The 15160-nt window shown below is 68.2% G+C and carries 11 protein-coding genes; 9 read left to right on the top strand and 2 right to left on the bottom strand.

Annotation, left to right across the window (positions count from 1 at the left end; genetic code table 11):
- The first annotated feature begins 244 nt into the window (after nt 1-244).
- Nucleotides 245-1153: a LysR family transcriptional regulator gene (locus tag ACV229_RS20740; protein ID WP_448084972.1), complete on the top strand. Its 909-nt coding sequence runs from the start codon at nt 245-247 to the stop codon at nt 1151-1153.
- 33 nt (nt 1154-1186) lie between these two features.
- Here the strand turns inward: ACV229_RS20740 and ACV229_RS20735 are convergent, their stop codons facing one another.
- Both ACV229_RS20735 and ACV229_RS20730 read right to left on the bottom strand, forming a co-directional pair.
- The gene (locus ACV229_RS20735) at nt 1187-3859 is read right to left on the bottom strand and encodes an ATP-binding protein (RefSeq protein WP_448084971.1); all 2673 of its coding nucleotides are present in this window, start codon (nt 3857-3859) and stop codon (nt 1187-1189) included.
- 71 nt (nt 3860-3930) lie between these two features.
- Entirely contained in the window at nt 3931-4386 is a 456-nt protein-coding gene (locus ACV229_RS20730) for a hypothetical protein (RefSeq protein WP_448084970.1), read from the bottom strand.
- Nucleotides 4387-4647: 261 nt separating this feature from the next.
- On the opposite strand from ACV229_RS20730, the gene ACV229_RS20725 reads away from it, so the two are divergent.
- From ACV229_RS20725 to ACV229_RS20690, 8 genes are all read left to right on the top strand, one after another.
- Nucleotides 4648-6528 (top strand): amidohydrolase, encoded by a 1881-nt coding sequence (locus ACV229_RS20725; protein ID WP_448084969.1) that lies wholly within the window; start codon nt 4648-4650, stop codon nt 6526-6528.
- A 52-nt stretch (nt 6529-6580) separates the two neighbouring features.
- The gene (locus ACV229_RS20720; RefSeq protein WP_448084968.1) at nt 6581-6988 is read left to right on the top strand and encodes a DoxX family protein; all 408 of its coding nucleotides are present in this window, start codon (nt 6581-6583) and stop codon (nt 6986-6988) included.
- A gap of 306 nt (nt 6989-7294) precedes the next feature.
- The gene (locus tag ACV229_RS20715; protein WP_448084967.1) at nt 7295-7948 is read left to right on the top strand and encodes a hydrolase; all 654 of its coding nucleotides are present in this window, start codon (nt 7295-7297) and stop codon (nt 7946-7948) included.
- Nucleotides 7949-8014: 66 nt separating this feature from the next.
- Nucleotides 8015-9625, top strand: coding sequence for an MFS transporter (locus tag ACV229_RS20710; protein WP_448084966.1), 1611 nt, complete (start codon nt 8015-8017; stop codon nt 9623-9625).
- 61 nt (nt 9626-9686) lie between these two features.
- Entirely contained in the window at nt 9687-10838 is a 1152-nt protein-coding gene (locus tag ACV229_RS20705; protein ID WP_448084965.1) for an HlyD family secretion protein, read from the top strand.
- Complete coding sequence (locus tag ACV229_RS20700) at nt 10817-12358, top strand: efflux transporter outer membrane subunit (RefSeq protein WP_448084964.1); 1542 nt, start codon at nt 10817-10819, stop codon at nt 12356-12358. The genes ACV229_RS20705 and ACV229_RS20700 overlap by 22 nt, the downstream gene beginning before the upstream one ends.
- A gap of 236 nt (nt 12359-12594) precedes the next feature.
- Entirely contained in the window at nt 12595-13926 is a 1332-nt protein-coding gene (locus tag ACV229_RS20695; RefSeq protein ID WP_448084963.1) for a Rieske 2Fe-2S domain-containing protein, read from the top strand.
- 14 nt (nt 13927-13940) lie between these two features.
- The gene (locus ACV229_RS20690; RefSeq protein WP_448084962.1) at nt 13941-15116 is read left to right on the top strand and encodes a Gfo/Idh/MocA family oxidoreductase; all 1176 of its coding nucleotides are present in this window, start codon (nt 13941-13943) and stop codon (nt 15114-15116) included.
- Nucleotides 15117-15160: the final 44 nt, after the last annotated feature.

The raw sequence follows: 15160 nt of genomic DNA, 5'->3' as shown, positions 1-15160 counted from the left end.
TGGGGGCCGGCATCGCGTCTACACGCTAGGCGAACGCCGTGCAGATGTCCTGAACCGGGCCTGAATTTTCCTGATTGCGCGACGCTGTCCGAGGCGGCTTGACGCGTATTGCGCGACCGCTTGTTCGACGTCGCGCGATCGCCCATTCGGGGATTCACGACTGAAATCTTCTTGATCGCGTGCGAGAATGCAGGCCCGTGCCGGTAGCATGACGATCCGATGCACTCTCCCTTTTGGACCCGCGATGAAGTTGTCATTCGAAGCGCTCGAGGCGCTGGACGCCATTGACCGGACCGGCACGTTCGCCGAGGCCGCCGAACTCCTGCACCGCGTGCCGTCGGCGCTGAGCTATCTCGTGCAGAAGCTCGAAAGCGACCTCGACATCGCGCTGTTCGATCGCAGCGGCCGGCGCGCGAAGCTCACGCACGCGGGCCGCGTCGTCGTCGAGGAGGGCCGCCGGCTGCTGCGCGCCGCCGAGGCGCTCGAATTGAAGGCGCAACGCGTTCAGGACGGCTGGGAAACGGAGTTGCGCATCTGCGTCGACGAAATCCTGCCGTTCGAGGCGCTGTGGCCGTACGTGCACACGTTCTACGGGCTCAACATGGATACGCGGCTGCGCCTGTCGACCGAAGTGCTCGGCGGCACCTGGGATGCGCTGATTTCACGCCGCGCGGATCTCGTCGTCGGCGCGGCGGGCGAACCGCCGGTGCTGCCGAACATCATCGCGCGGCCGATCGGCTCGTTGAAGCACGTGTTCGCCGTCGCGCCGAACCATCCGCTCGCCGAACTGCCCGAGCCGTTGTCGATGACGTCGGTCGTCCAGTATCGCGGCGCGGTGATCAGCGATACGTCGCGCGAATCGCAGCCGCGCTCGGTCGCGATCGATGCGGGCCAGCCGTACCTCGCCGTGCCGACGCTCGCCGCGAAGCTCGCCGCGCAATGCGAAGGGCTCGCGGTCGGCACGCTGCCGGAATGCATCGCGGCGCGCGCGATCGCGGACGGCAAGCTCGTCGCGCGCCAGGTGACGGGCATGCGCGACACCACCCACTGCTATCTCGCGTGGCGCGACGACGAGGCCGGACGCGCGCTGCTCTGGTGGGTCGAGCAACTCGACCGCACCGACCTCGTCGACCGTTTCACCGCATTGATCTGATCAGCGCCTGTTCACGCCGATGACGGGCTTGCCCTAAGCGTTCCACCACGCGTCGAGCACCTGGCGCGTAACGGGCGGCGCATGCAACGCACGCGCCGGCAGCGCGAGATCGGCACGCAACCGCTCGAGTTCCGACACGAACCAGCGCTCTCCGCTGGTGTCGGCATGCTGCCGCATCAGCGCGTACGTTTCGGCCGCTTCGATCAGCCGCCCGTCGTCGTACAGGCAACGTGCGTAGCGCGCGAGCAGCAGCGCGAGCGGTGCGCGGAACCCGGTTGCGCGCAGCGCATCGAGCGCCGCCTCGAACTGCGGCAGCCGCGACGTGCCGGCATCGGTATCGGCACGCAGATATTCGTCGTAGCAATCGCAGCACGCGAGCCAGGTCGCGCATCCGGCGCGGGCTGCGCACGTGCGCAGCGCGGCGATGCCTTGCGCCGCCACGTCGAGCGCCCCCGACAGCAGCGCGATCGGCACCAGCCCTTCGACCAGCACATAGCCGGTCACGAGATCGTGCGCATAGACGCACGCCTTGTCGAACGCCTGCTGCGCGAGCCGCAGCGCTTCGTCCTTGTCGTCCTTGCTGCCCTGGCACCAGCGCACCCGCGCCAGCGTCGCCTGCGCGACGATCCCCTGCTCGATGTGCATGCCGAGGTTCGTCCAGCGATGCGCGCCGTGCTCGTACGCATCCAGCATCCGGTCGAGCTGTTCGCGGGCCGTGTCCTGCTCGCCCAGATAGTGCAGCGCGACGGCTTCGCTGCGCAGCGCCAGTACCTGCGACGCCGGGTGATCGAGCACCCGGGACCGCTCGCTCAGCCGGCCGGCCCACTGCAGCGCGGCGCGCACGTCGCCCGCCTGCTGGCAGGCGCTCCAGTGGCCCCATAGCGCGCGCAGTTCGTATTCGGTATCGCGTTCGGCGATCGCGAGCGCGTGCACGTCGGCCCACGCGTCATGCACGGCCCGCGTCGGCCCGGCCGTATAGGCGAGCGACGCCGCGTAGGCCGCGAGCAGCCGCATCCGCGTGCCGGCGGAGACCGGCCCGATCTCCGGATCGAGCGTCGCGTCGAGCGCGATGCGCGCACGTTCGCAGCATTCGGCGACGAGCGACAGGTCGAACAGGCACGGCACCGCCATCGTCGCGAGTTCGACACCGACCGTCCGGTCGCCGCTCGGCGCGAACGCCCAGTCGAGCGCGGTGCGCAGGTTGCCGAGTTCGTGCCGGAACGCGTCGAGCCATGCGCCGGGCTGTGCCGTGTCGCTCGCGCGCGGCGTCTGCGCGAGCAGCGTCCGGAAATACCGCGCATGCGCGAGCGCAGCGGCCTTGCGTTCACCGTTGTCCTCGAGCTGCTGCAACGCGTACGCGCGCGTGACGGCCAGCAGCCGGTAGCGCGTCGCGCCGTGCGCGCTCTCGCGGATCACGAGCGACTTCGCAACGAGCCCGCCGAGCGCGTCGAGCGCCGCAGCCCGCGACACGCCGCGCGCGTCGGCGATGTGATAGACCGCATCCAGTGAAAAACCGTCGAGGAACACGCCCAATGCGCGCAGCAGCACGCGCTCGGTGTCGTCGAGCAGACGGTAGCTCCAGTCGAGCATCGCCTTCAGCGTCTGGTGGCGCGGCAATGCCGTCCGGAAGCCGCCTGCCAGCAGCCGGAAATGGTCGTCGAGATGCTCTGCCAGCACCTCGATGCCGAGCACGGCCGCGCGCGCCGCGGCGAGTTCGATCGCGAGCGGCAGCCCGTCCAGCCGGCGGCACACGCAACCGATCAACCGCAGGCTCGCCGCATCGAGCGGAAAGCGCGGGTCGCTGGCCCGCGCACGGGCGACGAACAGCTGGACGGCGGCGGCATGCAGGATGGTGTCGTCGCCGTCATCCTCCGCCGGTACGTCGAGCGGCGGGATCGGCTGCAGCCGTTCGCCCGGAATGCGCAGCGCCTCGCGGCTGGTCGCCAGCACGCCGATTCCCGGGTGCGCGTCGGTGATCGCGCCGGCGATCTGCGCGGCGGCGTCGATCAGGTGCTCGCAGTTGTCGAGCACGAGCAGCATGCGGCGTCCGGCCAGATGCGCGACGATCGCGTCGAGCGACAGTCCGCCCGCCGGCTGCGGCATCCCGAGCGCGCTCGCGAGCGCATCGAGCGCGAAACGTGGATTCGATACCGACGCGAACGGCACGAATACGATGCCGTCCTCGAACTGCGCGCATGCGTGCGCGGCCGCGGCCGCTTCCTCCGCCGCGCGTGTCTTGCCGATGCCGCCCGCGCCCACCAGCGTGACGACGCGCGAGCGCTCGAGTGCCGCGAGGATGTCGGCGATCGTGTGCTGGCGTCCGACCAGCGCCGACGCATCGGACGCGACGCAGGGCCGCAGCGCGAACGGCGCAGGCGCGGCCGGCACGGCGGCGTCGGCCTCGGCGCCTACGCTGTCGTGCGCGGCGACGAGCCGGTAGCCGCGCCCCGGAACAGTCACGATCCGGCCGCGGTCTGCACCGAGCGCCTTGCGCAGCGCAGCAATCTGCACCTGGAGGTTGTTTTCCTCGACGATGGTATGCGCCCACACGTGGCGCATGAGTTCGTCCTTGGATACCAGGCCGCCTTCGGCCTGGATCAGCAGTTCGAGGACATCGAACGCGCGGCTGCCGAGTCGCAGCGGCTCGCCGTCGCGGCGAACCTCGCGTTTGTCGAGAAGGACGTCTAGGGGCCCAATCCGGATCATGGCGAGACGGTGTTTCCGAGAGTCGATCGGCGACGCCTGATACAAGTACAACGGGGCGCCATTCGGGAGCCCTATGCTACGTCATTTACAACGTGTGATGATTTGAATATTTGGAATTCAACGATCGAATTATTTGAATTGATGCAGAAGATGTGGCCACGATTGTCCGAAATACGAATGCCCCGAAACCCGGTCTTTTTTTCCGGACGAATGCCGGCGTTTCGGTCAAGACAGGCGGCCCCCGCCGCTGTTTCGATCATTAAAACGGACAGCCGTTTCGCATGAGGATTCCCGACCGGCTGAATTGGGTAATCAAGGATTCTTTTACGAGTGCTATTGGTGATCCGGCTGCAGCGGCTCGGCGACGTTGAAACTCGGCGATGAAACTGAATATGCGAACGACCGCATTCGTCGCGCGATAGGCTCGCCCATCCCGGCTCGCCCGGCTCGCGCGCGAACATGTCTGTCGCGCCCGCGATCGCGCCAGCCTGTGACCGCCTTGCGCAACGCACAATGCGATCCGTCACGCGGGTGACACGGTCCTGGCGGTTCCACGCGACGCACGAACGTCGGCTGCCTGCGCGCGCGATCGTACCCGTATCGCGGGCCGGCGTGCTTGCTTCTGCGCAGCGCGTGCACGCGCCATCGACGGCCTTTCAGAACATTTCAGGTGGTTCTCAGGACTTTCATCGCCGGCTTGCCTAATGTTGCGGGCAAGACGCCGACATGTTGCATCGTGTCGGCACGCCCTCACGGCTCGCATCGCGAGCACCCACGGGAAACGCCAGATGACAGCCCAGACGAATGACGCCGCGGTAGCGGACACGATCTTTTTCAACGGCAAGATTGCGACGCAGGACGACAAGCGGTCGTTCGTCACCGCGCTCGCGGTGAAGGACGGCCGGATCCTCGCGTCGGGCAACGACCGCGAGATCATGCGCCATGCGCGCGACGGCACGCCGCGCGTCGACCTGCAAGGCCGCACGGTGATCCCGGGCCTGAACGATTCGCATTTGCACGTGATTCGCGGCGGCCTGAACTTCAACATGGAACTGCGCTGGGACGGCGTGCCGTCGCTCGCCGACGCGCTCGACATGCTGCGCCGCCAGGTCGCGCGCACGCCCGCGCCGCAGTGGGTGCGCGTCGTCGGCGGCTGGAACGAGCTGCAGTTCGCCGAGCGGCGCCTGCCGACGCTCGACGAGATCAACGCGATCGCGCCGGACACGCCCGTCTTCATCCTGCACCTGTACGACAGCGCGCTGCTCAACGGGGCCGCACTGCGCGCGGTCGGCTATACGAAGGACACGCCGAACCCGCCCGGCGGCGAGATCCAGCGCGACCGGCACGGCAACCCGACCGGCATGCTGATCGCGCGCCCGAACGCGGGGATCCTGTACGCGACGCTCGCGAAGGGGCCGAAGCTCGGCCACGACGACCAGATCAACTCGACGCGGCATTTCATGCGCGAGCTGAACCGCCTCGGCGTCACGAGCGCGATCGACGCGGGCGGCGGCTATCAGGCGTATCCCGACGATTACGCAGTGATCATGGACCTCGCGAAGCGCGGCGAACTGACGATGCGCATTGCGTACAACCTGTTCACGCAGAACGCGAAGAAAGAGATCGAAGACTTCGCGAAGTGGGTGAAGATGACGAAGCCCGGCGACGGCGACGAGTTCCTGCGCGTGAACGGCGCGGGCGAGATGCTCGTGTTCTCCGCCGCGGACTTCGAGGACTTCCTGGAGCCGCGCCCCGACCTGCCCGCGTCGCTCGAGGAAGAGCTCACCGCCGTCGTGCGACTGCTCGTGCAGCACCGCTGGCCGTTCCGGCTGCACGCGACGTATGACGAATCGATCAGCCGGTTCCTGAACGTGTTCGAGGCCGTCAACCGCGAGATTCCGTTCAACGGGCTGCGCTGGTTCTTCGACCACTGCGAGACGATTTCCGACGCGAACATCGCGCGCATCGCCGCGCTCGGCGGCGGCATCGCGGTGCAGCACCGGATGGCCTATCAGGGCGAATACTTCATTTCCCGCTACGGCGCGGAAGCCGCCACGCGCACGCCGCCGATCCGCACGATGCTCGCGGCGGGGCTGCCGGTCGGCGCGGGCACCGACGCGACGCGCGTCGCGAGCTACAACCCGTTCGTGTCGCTGTACTGGATGGTGTCGGGCCGTACGGTCGGCGGCACCGCGCTGTACACCGAGCGCAACCGGCTCGACCGGATGGAGGCGCTGCGCCGCTACACGGTCGGCAGCGCGTGGTTCTCGAGCGAGGACGACCGCAAGGGTGCGCTGGTGCCGGGCCAGTACGCGGATTTCGCGGCGCTGACGGACGACTACTTCACGGTCGACGAGCTGCAAATCAAGTACCTGTCGTCGGTGCTGACGGTGGTCAACGGCAAGGTCGTGCACGCGGACGAGGAGTTCGCGCCGCTCGCGCCGCCGCCGCTGCCGGTCAGCCCCGCGTGGTCGCCGGTGGCCGAATTCGGCGGCTACAGCCGCTACCGGCCCGTCGCGTCCGCCTCCGAGCGCGCGTGCGTGGACGGTTGCGCGAAACTGTGCGGCGTACACGGTCACGGCCACCTGTTCGCGTGGCGCAGCAACGTGCCCGTGAGCGACGACAACGGCTTCTGGGGCGCGCTCGGCTGCAGCTGCTTCGCATTCTGAAACACGGCCCCATGCACCATCGGAACGATCGGCACCCCCTGCTCCACCGGACATGAACGACACCTTGACCCAGTTCACCGCGCATACGACGGACCTCGGACTGCTGTTCCTGCGCGTCAGCGCCGGCGTGCTGCTGCTGATCGTGCACGGATTGCCGAAGATCCGGCACTTCACGAGCGAGGAAGAAGCGATCGAGGATCCGTTCCATTTCGGCAAGCTGCTGTCGATCGTCTTCGCGATCTTCGCCGAAGTGCTGTGCCCGCTGCTCGTGATCGTCGGCTTCGCGACGCGGCTCGCGTCGCTGCCCGTGATGATCATCTCGGCGATCGCGCTGCTGCGCGTGCATCCGGAATGGACCGCGCAGCAGGCGCAGTTCGCGTGGATGCTGATCATCATGTTCGGCACGCTCGTGATCGCCGGTGCGGGCCAGTACTCGCTCGCCGCGTGGCTGAGCCTGTAGCGGACGAAGCGGGACGCGCCGATGAGCCGAACCGTCGCAGGTGTTCGCGATGCGGCCCATCGCGCCGCCGCGTGCATGCCTGCGGCCTGATCCCCGGCTCCGGCCGGAAGGAGTGACGCGAGCCGACACCTGCCGACACTGACACTGATTCGCCCAACCGTCGCTGCGCCGCGGCATCGCGCCTTGCGCCGCATGCGACGACTTTCGTCCCCGGGGCAGCCCGACGGCCGGCCGATCTGGCCGGTCGCGGCGCCTGACCCGGGAACCACGTCCGACTGTCCACCCAACCTGCAACGGAGATTCATCATGCCCACTGCAAAAGCCCAACCCGGCAAGGCGCTGCTCGATCCGACCAATCACACGCTGATCATGATCGACTTCCAGTCGCAGATGTCGTTCGCGACCAAGTCCATCGACGCCGTCTCGCTGCGCAACAACGCCGCGCTCGTCACCCGGGCCGCGAAGGAGTTCAAGGTGCCGACGATCCTCACGACCGTCGCCGAGAAGAGCTTCTCGGGCCCGATGTTCGAAGAAATCACGTCGGTGTTTCCGGAAGAGAAGCTGATCGACCGCACGTCGATGAACACCTGGGAAGATCCGCGCATCGCCGAGCGCGTGAACGCGATCGGCAAGGGCCGCATCGTGCTGGCCGGCCTGTGGACGTCGGTCTGCATCGTCGGCCCGGCGCTGTCCGCGCTCGACCAGGGCTTCGAGGTCTACGTGATCGCCGACGCGTGCGGCGACGTGTCCGATGAAGCGCACGAGCGCGCGATGCAGCGCATGATCCAGGCCGGCGCACGTCCGATGACGTCGCTGCAGTACCTGCTCGAACTGCAGCGCGACTGGGCGCGCACGGACACCTACGTGCAGACCACGACGACGGCTGCCCAGTTCGGCGGCGCATACGGCCTCGGCATCATCTACGCGAAGACGATGTTCGGCGCGAGCGAAGGCCACTGACCTGCACCGTCCTGTACCGCGGCGGCGCGCCGATCACGACGCGCCGCCGCGCCTGCCTGGCAAGACATGAGCGAAACCACTTCCTCCGCCCCGCCCGCGGCGGCCGCGCCGCCTGCCGCCGCAATCGCGATGACGCCCGCGCAGGTTCGCCTGCTGCTGCTCGGCCTCGGCCTCGCGACCGGGATGGAGTTCTATACGTTCGACAGCATGAACCTCGTGCTGCCGGACCTCACCGGCTCGCTCGGCGTGTCCGCCGACGAGGCGAGCTGGCTGCTGACCGTCTACAGCAGCGCGCTGTTCCTCGGCGTGCCGGTGTCGATCTGGCTCGCGGGACACGTCGGCTACAAGCGCTTCCTGCTTGCGACCGTCGTCGCGTTCGCGGCCACGTCGATGGGCGTCATGCTGTCGCCCGAACTCGATTCGATGCTGTTCTGGCGCGCGCTGCAGGGGTTCTCCGGCGCGGGGCTCGTCGTCTGGTGGCGGGCGAGCATCTACGTGCTGATGCCGAAGCCGCAGCGCAGCCCGTCGCTGATGCGCGTATCGACGGTGCTGTACCTGTCGAGCGCCGCGGGCCTGCTCGCGAGCGGCTACATCACCGACCACTATCACTGGCGGCTGATCCTGCTGCCGAACCTGCTGTACGCGGCGGGCGCGCTGTGGCTGATCACCCGTCATTTCCCGACGCTGCCGCGGCCGTCGTCGGAACGCCACATCGCGACTGACTGGCCCGGCATCGTGCTGCTCGCGATCGCGCTGGTGTCGCTGCAGATCATCCTCAACCGTGGCGAGATCGACGACTGGTTCGGCTCCGCCCACCTGCGCGCGCTGGGCTTCACGTGCGCGGCCGCGCTGATCCTGTTCATCGCGTGGCAGTCGAGCCCGTCGAACCGCACGCCGCTGCTGTGCCTCGAGCTGCTGCTCGACCGCAACGTGCTGTCGTCGGCGGTACTCGGCGTGTTCACGGGGATGATCCTGTCCGGCAGCGTGTTCGTGCTGCCCGAATTCCTGCGCAATCTCGCCGGCCAGACCTACAGCGCGTCGCAGACCGGGCAGATCATGTGCGTGTATGCGCTGTTCGCGGCCGCGATCCGGCCGTCGATGGTCGACCTGATCGCGCGCATCGGCCAGCGCAAGGCGATCGCGATCGCGCTGCTGCTGCTGATCGCGTCGATGGTCACGTTCAACCGGCTGATGACGTCCGGCACGCCGGGCCCGTACTTCGTCGTGCCGCTGGTGCTGTATGCGTGCTGCCTCGCGCCGCTGCTGCCGGCCGTCGGCAGCGGCACGGTCGCGCGCATCGACCAGAACCGGCTGCTCGACGGCGTGTCGCTGTACATGACGTTCCGGCAGTTCGGCGCGTCGCTCGGCGTCGCGATCCTGACGATCCTGATCTCGCATCGCGAGACGCTGCATTCGGCGCGGCTCTACGACCATGTCCGCGTCGACAACCCGGTCACCCGCGACTGGCTCGCCAGGGTCGCGTCGACGCTCGGCGCGAACGGCGGCTATACGCCGATCGAAGGCGGACAAGCGGCGCTGCGCGTGCTCGCCGAGCACGGCGCGCGCCAGGCCGCGACCTATGCGTACGCGGACGCGTTCGCCTTCATGGCGATCGTCGGCGTGCTCGCGCTGTGCGTGCTGCCGATCGTCCCGCCCACTCCTGTTCAGACCAAGTAAGGACCCACGTGACCGCCCGCCGTCTCACGACGCCACCACGCCCTCCCCGCCGAGAATCGCCATGAACGAAACCTTGCCGCCCAAGCAGCCCGACGCCCCGGCGAGCGCCGCGCCGTCGGCCGCGAGTTCGGCTGCTAATCCGCCCGCGAAGCCGGCCGAGAAGCCAGCCGGCAACCGCCGTTCGTTGACGATCGCCATCTCCGGCGTCGCGATCCTCGCGCTCGCCGCGCTCTATTTCGTCGTGCCCGGCCTGTACGAGAAGACCACCGACGATGCGTACGTCGATGCGCATGTCGTGTCGGTCATCCCGAAGATCCCGGCCTACGTGAAGACGCTGTACGTCGACGACAACAGCAAGGTGCACGCAGGCCAGTTGCTGGTCGAGCTCGATCCGCGCGACTACGCGGTGCAGCTCGCGCAGGCGCAGGCGAGCCTCGCGAATGCGCAGGGCAAGCTGCGCGAAGCGCAGGACCAGATTCCGGTCGCCGATGCGGACGTCGCCCGGCAACGCGCGGAGCTCGACGTCGCGCAGGCCAACGCGCGGCTCGCCCAGGCCAATCTCGGCCGCCTGCAGTCCGTGTCGGACATCCGCGCGGTGTCGTCGGAACGCGTCGACGAAGGCAAGGCGGCGGCGGCCAGCACGCGCGCGACCGCGGTCGCCGCGCAGGTCCGCATCGACGCCGCGCAGGCGCAGGCGCGGCTCGCCCGCTCGCAGGCGCTGACGGCCGAGGCCGCGGTCGAGCAGGCGCGCGCGACGCTGTCGCAAGCAAACCTGAACCTGTCGTACGTGAAGGTCTATGCGGCCGAGAACGGCACCGTCGCGCGGAAGAGTGTCGAGCCCGGCAATTTCGTGCAGCCGGGCCAGGTGCTGCTGTCGGTCGTGCCGGAAACGCTGTACATCATCGCGAACTACAAGGAAACGCAGCTCACCGACGTGCGTCCTGGCCAGCCGGTCACGATCCGCGTCGACGCATTCCCGAGCCTGCGCCTGAGCGGCCACGTCGACAGCATCCAGCGCGGCACCGGCGCGCGCTTCGCGCTGCTTCCGCCGGAAAACGCGACCGGGAATTTCGTCAAGGTCGTGCAGCGCGTGCCTGTGAAGATCGTGTTCGACAAGCCGGGCGACGCGCTGCGCTGGATCTCGCCCGGCATGTCGGTCGAAACGCGCATCGCCATTCGGGAGCTGCCGGCATGGCTCGGATTCCTGAATTGATGGCGCGCGGCATGAGGCCCGTTCAGTCTGCTCTGTCCGCGCTGCCAGTGCAGCCTGTTCCGTCAGTGCGGCGCACCCGGTCGATCGCCGCGATCGCGGCCGCGGCGTTCTGTGCGTGGCTCGCCGGCTGCACGGTCGGCCCCGACTATGTCGCGCCGCATCCCGCGCTGCCGGCGACCTATGCGGAGCGGCCCGCCGCGCCGCTTGCGACCGCGCAGGCCGCGCCCGACATGTGGTGGAAGAACCTCGGCGACCCGGTGCTCGACCGCCTGATCGACGACGCGCTGCGTTCGGCGCCCGACCTCGACGCGGCCGAGGCGCGCGTGCGCGAGGCGCGCGCACGGCAGGGGATCGCGGGCTCGGCCTACTACCCGACGCTCGAGGCGGGCGCCGCGTACGACCGCACGCACGGCAGCGCGAACGTGCCGGTCGGCGTGCAGCCCGGCGGGCTCGGCAAGGGCACCAACGGCAACCTGTACCAGGCCGGCTTCGATGCGTCGTGGGAAATCGACGTGTTCGGCGGCACGCGGCGCACCGTCGAGTCGGCCGATGCGTCGTACGACGCGGCGGTTGCCGACCACGGCGATGCGATGCTGACGCTGCTCGCGGAAATCGCGCGCAACTACGTCGAGCTGCGCGGCGCGCAACGCCGCCTCGCGGTGGCGCGCGACGATGCGGCATTGCAGCGCGACGCGCTCGCGCTCACGCGCTCGCAATTCGACGCGGGGCTCGCATCGCGCCTCGACGTGCTGCGCGCGCAGGCGCAGGTGTCCGACACGGAGTCCGACATTCCCGCGTTCGAGGCGGACGCGCGCGCGGCGATCTACCGGATCGGCGCGCTCGTCGGGCATCCGCCGGAACAGGTGCTGGCCGAGCTCGACGCGCCCGGCCCGATTCCCGCGCCCGTCGCCGATGTGCCGATCGGGTTGCCGTCGGACCTGCTGAAGCGCCGCCCCGACATCCGCGCGGCCGAGCGGCGCCTTGCGGCGGCCAACGCGCGCATCGGCGTCGCGCAGTCCGACCTGTATCCGCACTTTTCGCTGACGGGCGTGGCCGGCCTCCAGAGCCTCGACGCGTCGTCATTCCTCGCGATGCCGAGCCGCTACCTGAAAGTCGGCCCCAACATCAGCTGGCTGATCTTCGATGCGGGCAAGGTGCGCTTCGCGGTCCGCGCCGAACAGGCGCGTACCGACGAAGCGGCTGCCGTGTACCGCCGCACGGTGCTGGGCGCGCTGCGCGACGTCGAAACGGCGCTGTCGTCATACGGTCGCACGCAGGTGCGGCGCGACCGGCTCGCCGAGGAAGTCACGGCGGATCGCGACGCGGTGACGGTCGCGACGCGGCTCTACCGGCAGGGGCTCACCGACTTCCTGCCGGTGCTCGATGCGGAGCGCGCGTTGCACGCGGCCGACGACAAGCTCGCACAGACGGAGCGCGATACGGCGCTCGCGCTCGTCGCGCTGTACAAGTCGCTCGGCGGCGGGTGGTCGGCGGATAGCGGCGAGGTGGCGCGGCGTTGAGTGGGCGGGGGACATGGTGGCCGTGGGTCGAATTCGCGCGGTCTCGTCTACCCGATTCATCCACGCCAGCATTCCTCGAGCTATCGACATATTGGCCCCGTCGCTACGATCGCTGCCGCCAGACCATTCGTAGTTTCCCGAGTACGCCCGAAAAGTCGCTTGCCATTTTAACTAGATCTCTAATATAGTTGGTCAACACCTGCTGATAAAGGCGAGCGATCGCCGGGAGACATGACATGCTGACCAACGAAGAAAACGAATTGCTGTGCCGCGTCGAAGGCGACGCGCCGATGGGCCAGTTGATGCGCCGGCACTGGACGCCGGTGTGCCTGACCGAGGAGGTAAGCGAGCCGGACGGCGCCCCGGTGAAAGCGCGTGTGTTCGGCGAGGATCTGGTCGTATTCCGCGATTCGGACGGCCGCGTCGGCGTGCTCGACGAGTACTGCCCGCACCGCCGCGCCTCGCTCGTTTACGGTCGCAATGAAGACGCCGGCCTGCGCTGCCTGTATCACGGCTGGAAGTTCGACGTCGCCGGCAACGTGCTCGAAATGGTTTCCGAGCCGGCCTCGAGCTGCATGACCGACAAGGTCAAGCACAAGGCCTATCCGGTGCAGGAATGGGGCGGCATGGTATGGGCGTACATGGGCCCGCAAGACCCCGTCCCCGCGTTCGCGCCGCCGGCCTGGGCGCCGACTGCCGACACGCGAGTGAGCATCGCGAAAGCGCTCCTGCCGTGCAACTGGGCACAGATTCTCGAAGGCGCGATCGACTCCGCACACAGCTCCAGCCTGCATTCGTCGGACTTCGTGCCGGCGCGCGTCGGCGGCGCCGAGGCAACCTCGAAGAACTGGCTGCGCCCGTCCACCGACAAGGCGCCGCGCCTGCAGGTCGAACGCACCGACTATGGCTTCCGCTACGCCGCGCTGCGCCGCCCGATCTTCAACGCGAGCACGCACGACTATGTGCGTTCGACGGTGTTCGTGGCGCCGGGGACGGTGCTGATTCCGCCGAACAATCTCTACAACGTCGCGAACATCAACGTGCCGATGGACGACACGAACACGGCGTTCTACTTCATCGCGTGGGGCGATCCGGACACCACGCCGGAAACCGAAACCTGGCGCAAATTCCTGCGTCAGCAGGTCGGCATCGATCTCGACTCGTACTATCGTCCGCTGCGCAATCACGACAACCGCTTCTGGCAGGATCGTCAAGCGATGAAGGCCGGCAACTTCACGGGCATTACGGGCTTCCCGAACCAGGACATCGCGATGTGGGTGACGATGGGCCCGATCGCGAACCGCTCGGACGAGCGTCTCGGCGCAAGCGATCTCGCGATCGTCGAATTCCGTCGTCGGATGATCGATGCGATCGCCGAACTCCAGCAGGGCGGCGACGCGATCGGCACGGGCGCGAAGGCGATTCCGCCGAACGTGTGTTCGTACCAGGCCGTCGTGCCGAAGGAAATCGACTGGCGCACATTTGACGCGCGTTACGTCAGCAAGCAGAACCCGGAGCCCGCCGACCAGCCCTCTGCGATCGCCACGGACTACCAGGTCCAGCAATAACGGGGGCCACGACCATGGAACAGCGCCGATTGCGCATCGGGGTCGCAGGACTGGGACGGGCATTCTCGCTGATGCTGCCGACCTTCCTGCGCGATCCCAGGGTTCAGCTCGTCGCCGCATGCGACCCGCGTGACGAAGCACGACGGCAGTTCGCGGCCGACTTCGGCGCGCCCGCTTACGACGACGTGGCGACGTTGGCGAACGACGCCAGCGTCGAGGTCGTCTATGTTGCCAGTCCGCATCAATTCCACGCGCAGCACACCGAAATTGCCGCTGCGAAGGGCAAGCACGTGCTGGTCGAAAAACCGATGGCGCTGTCCGCGGCCGACTGCGATCGGATGATCGCGGCATGCCGCGCGGCGAACGTCCATCTGATCGTCGGCCATTGCCACAGCTTCGATACGCCGTATCTTCGGGCGCGCGAGCTGATCAGCCTCGGCGATTTCGGCGCAGTGAAGATGATCCAGGCGGTGAACTACACCGACTACCTGTATCGTCCTCGGCGACCCGAGGAACTGGCAACGGCTGAAGGCGGCGGTGCCGTCTTCAGCCAGGCAGCGCACCAGGTCGACATCGTGCGCCTGCTGGCGGGTGCACGCGCGACGCGGCTGCGTGCAAGCGTCGGTCGGTGGGATCCGTCGCGCCCGACCGAAGGCGCCTATTCGGCGCTGATCTGGTTCGAGAACGGCGCCTATGCTTCGCTGTCGTACAACGGCTACGGCCACTTCAACACCGACGAGTGGAACGGCTGGTTCGGCGAGATGGGCGAGCGCACGAGCCCCGACACATACGGCAGCGCCCGGCGTCGCCTGGAGACGCTGGCGTCGTCGGGCGACGAGGCCAGGCTCAAGGCCGCGGGCACATACGGCGGCTCGGCATACAAGCCGCCTTTGTCCACTGCGGATGAGCCGCGGCGCTTTCATCAGCACTTTGGCCCGGTGATCGTATCGTGCGAACACGCGGACGTGCGCCCGCTGCCCGATTCGATTGTCGTCTACGGCGACGCGCGGCGCGAAACGCTGCCGCTGCCGCCGCCGGCCGTACCGCGTGCCGAGGTGGTCGACGAGCTGTATGGCGCGGTCGTCGACGGACGCGCGCCGCTGCACGACGGCGAATGGGCGAAGGGCACGCTGGAAATGTGCATCGCCATGCTGAAGTCGAGCGAAACCGGTGCGGATGTGATGCTTTGACGTTCTGCGCACAGCGGAAAGAAGCAAAAAAGCCCTCGTTCGAG

It is taken from the genome of Burkholderia sp. MR1-5-21 (genome assembly GCF_053427715.1).
Note: the sequence above shows the minus strand (reverse complement) of the source record. Positions and strands in the feature narration are given on the sequence as shown.

Excerpts from the sequence above, each read along its gene's own strand:
- ACV229_RS20700 (WP_448084964.1), top strand. The coding sequence starts at position 10,817 with ATGGCTCGGATTCCTGAATTGATGGCGCGCGGCATGAGGCCCGTTCAG.
- ACV229_RS20710 (WP_448084966.1), top strand. The coding sequence starts at position 8,015 with ATGAGCGAAACCACTTCCTCCGCCCCGCCCGCGGCGGCCGCGCCGCCT.
- ACV229_RS20720 (WP_448084968.1), top strand. The coding sequence starts at position 6,581 with ATGAACGACACCTTGACCCAGTTCACCGCGCATACGACGGACCTCGGA.
- ACV229_RS20740 (WP_448084972.1), top strand. The coding sequence starts at position 245 with ATGAAGTTGTCATTCGAAGCGCTCGAGGCGCTGGACGCCATTGACCGG.
- ACV229_RS20705 (WP_448084965.1), top strand. The coding sequence starts at position 9,687 with ATGAACGAAACCTTGCCGCCCAAGCAGCCCGACGCCCCGGCGAGCGCC.
- ACV229_RS20735 (WP_448084971.1), bottom strand. The coding sequence starts at position 3,859 with ATGATCCGGATTGGGCCCCTAGACGTCCTTCTCGACAAACGCGAGGTT.
- ACV229_RS20725 (WP_448084969.1), top strand. The coding sequence starts at position 4,648 with ATGACAGCCCAGACGAATGACGCCGCGGTAGCGGACACGATCTTTTTC.
- ACV229_RS20715 (WP_448084967.1), top strand. The coding sequence starts at position 7,295 with ATGCCCACTGCAAAAGCCCAACCCGGCAAGGCGCTGCTCGATCCGACC.
- ACV229_RS20690 (WP_448084962.1), top strand. The coding sequence starts at position 13,941 with ATGGAACAGCGCCGATTGCGCATCGGGGTCGCAGGACTGGGACGGGCA.
- ACV229_RS20695 (WP_448084963.1), top strand. The coding sequence starts at position 12,595 with ATGCTGACCAACGAAGAAAACGAATTGCTGTGCCGCGTCGAAGGCGAC.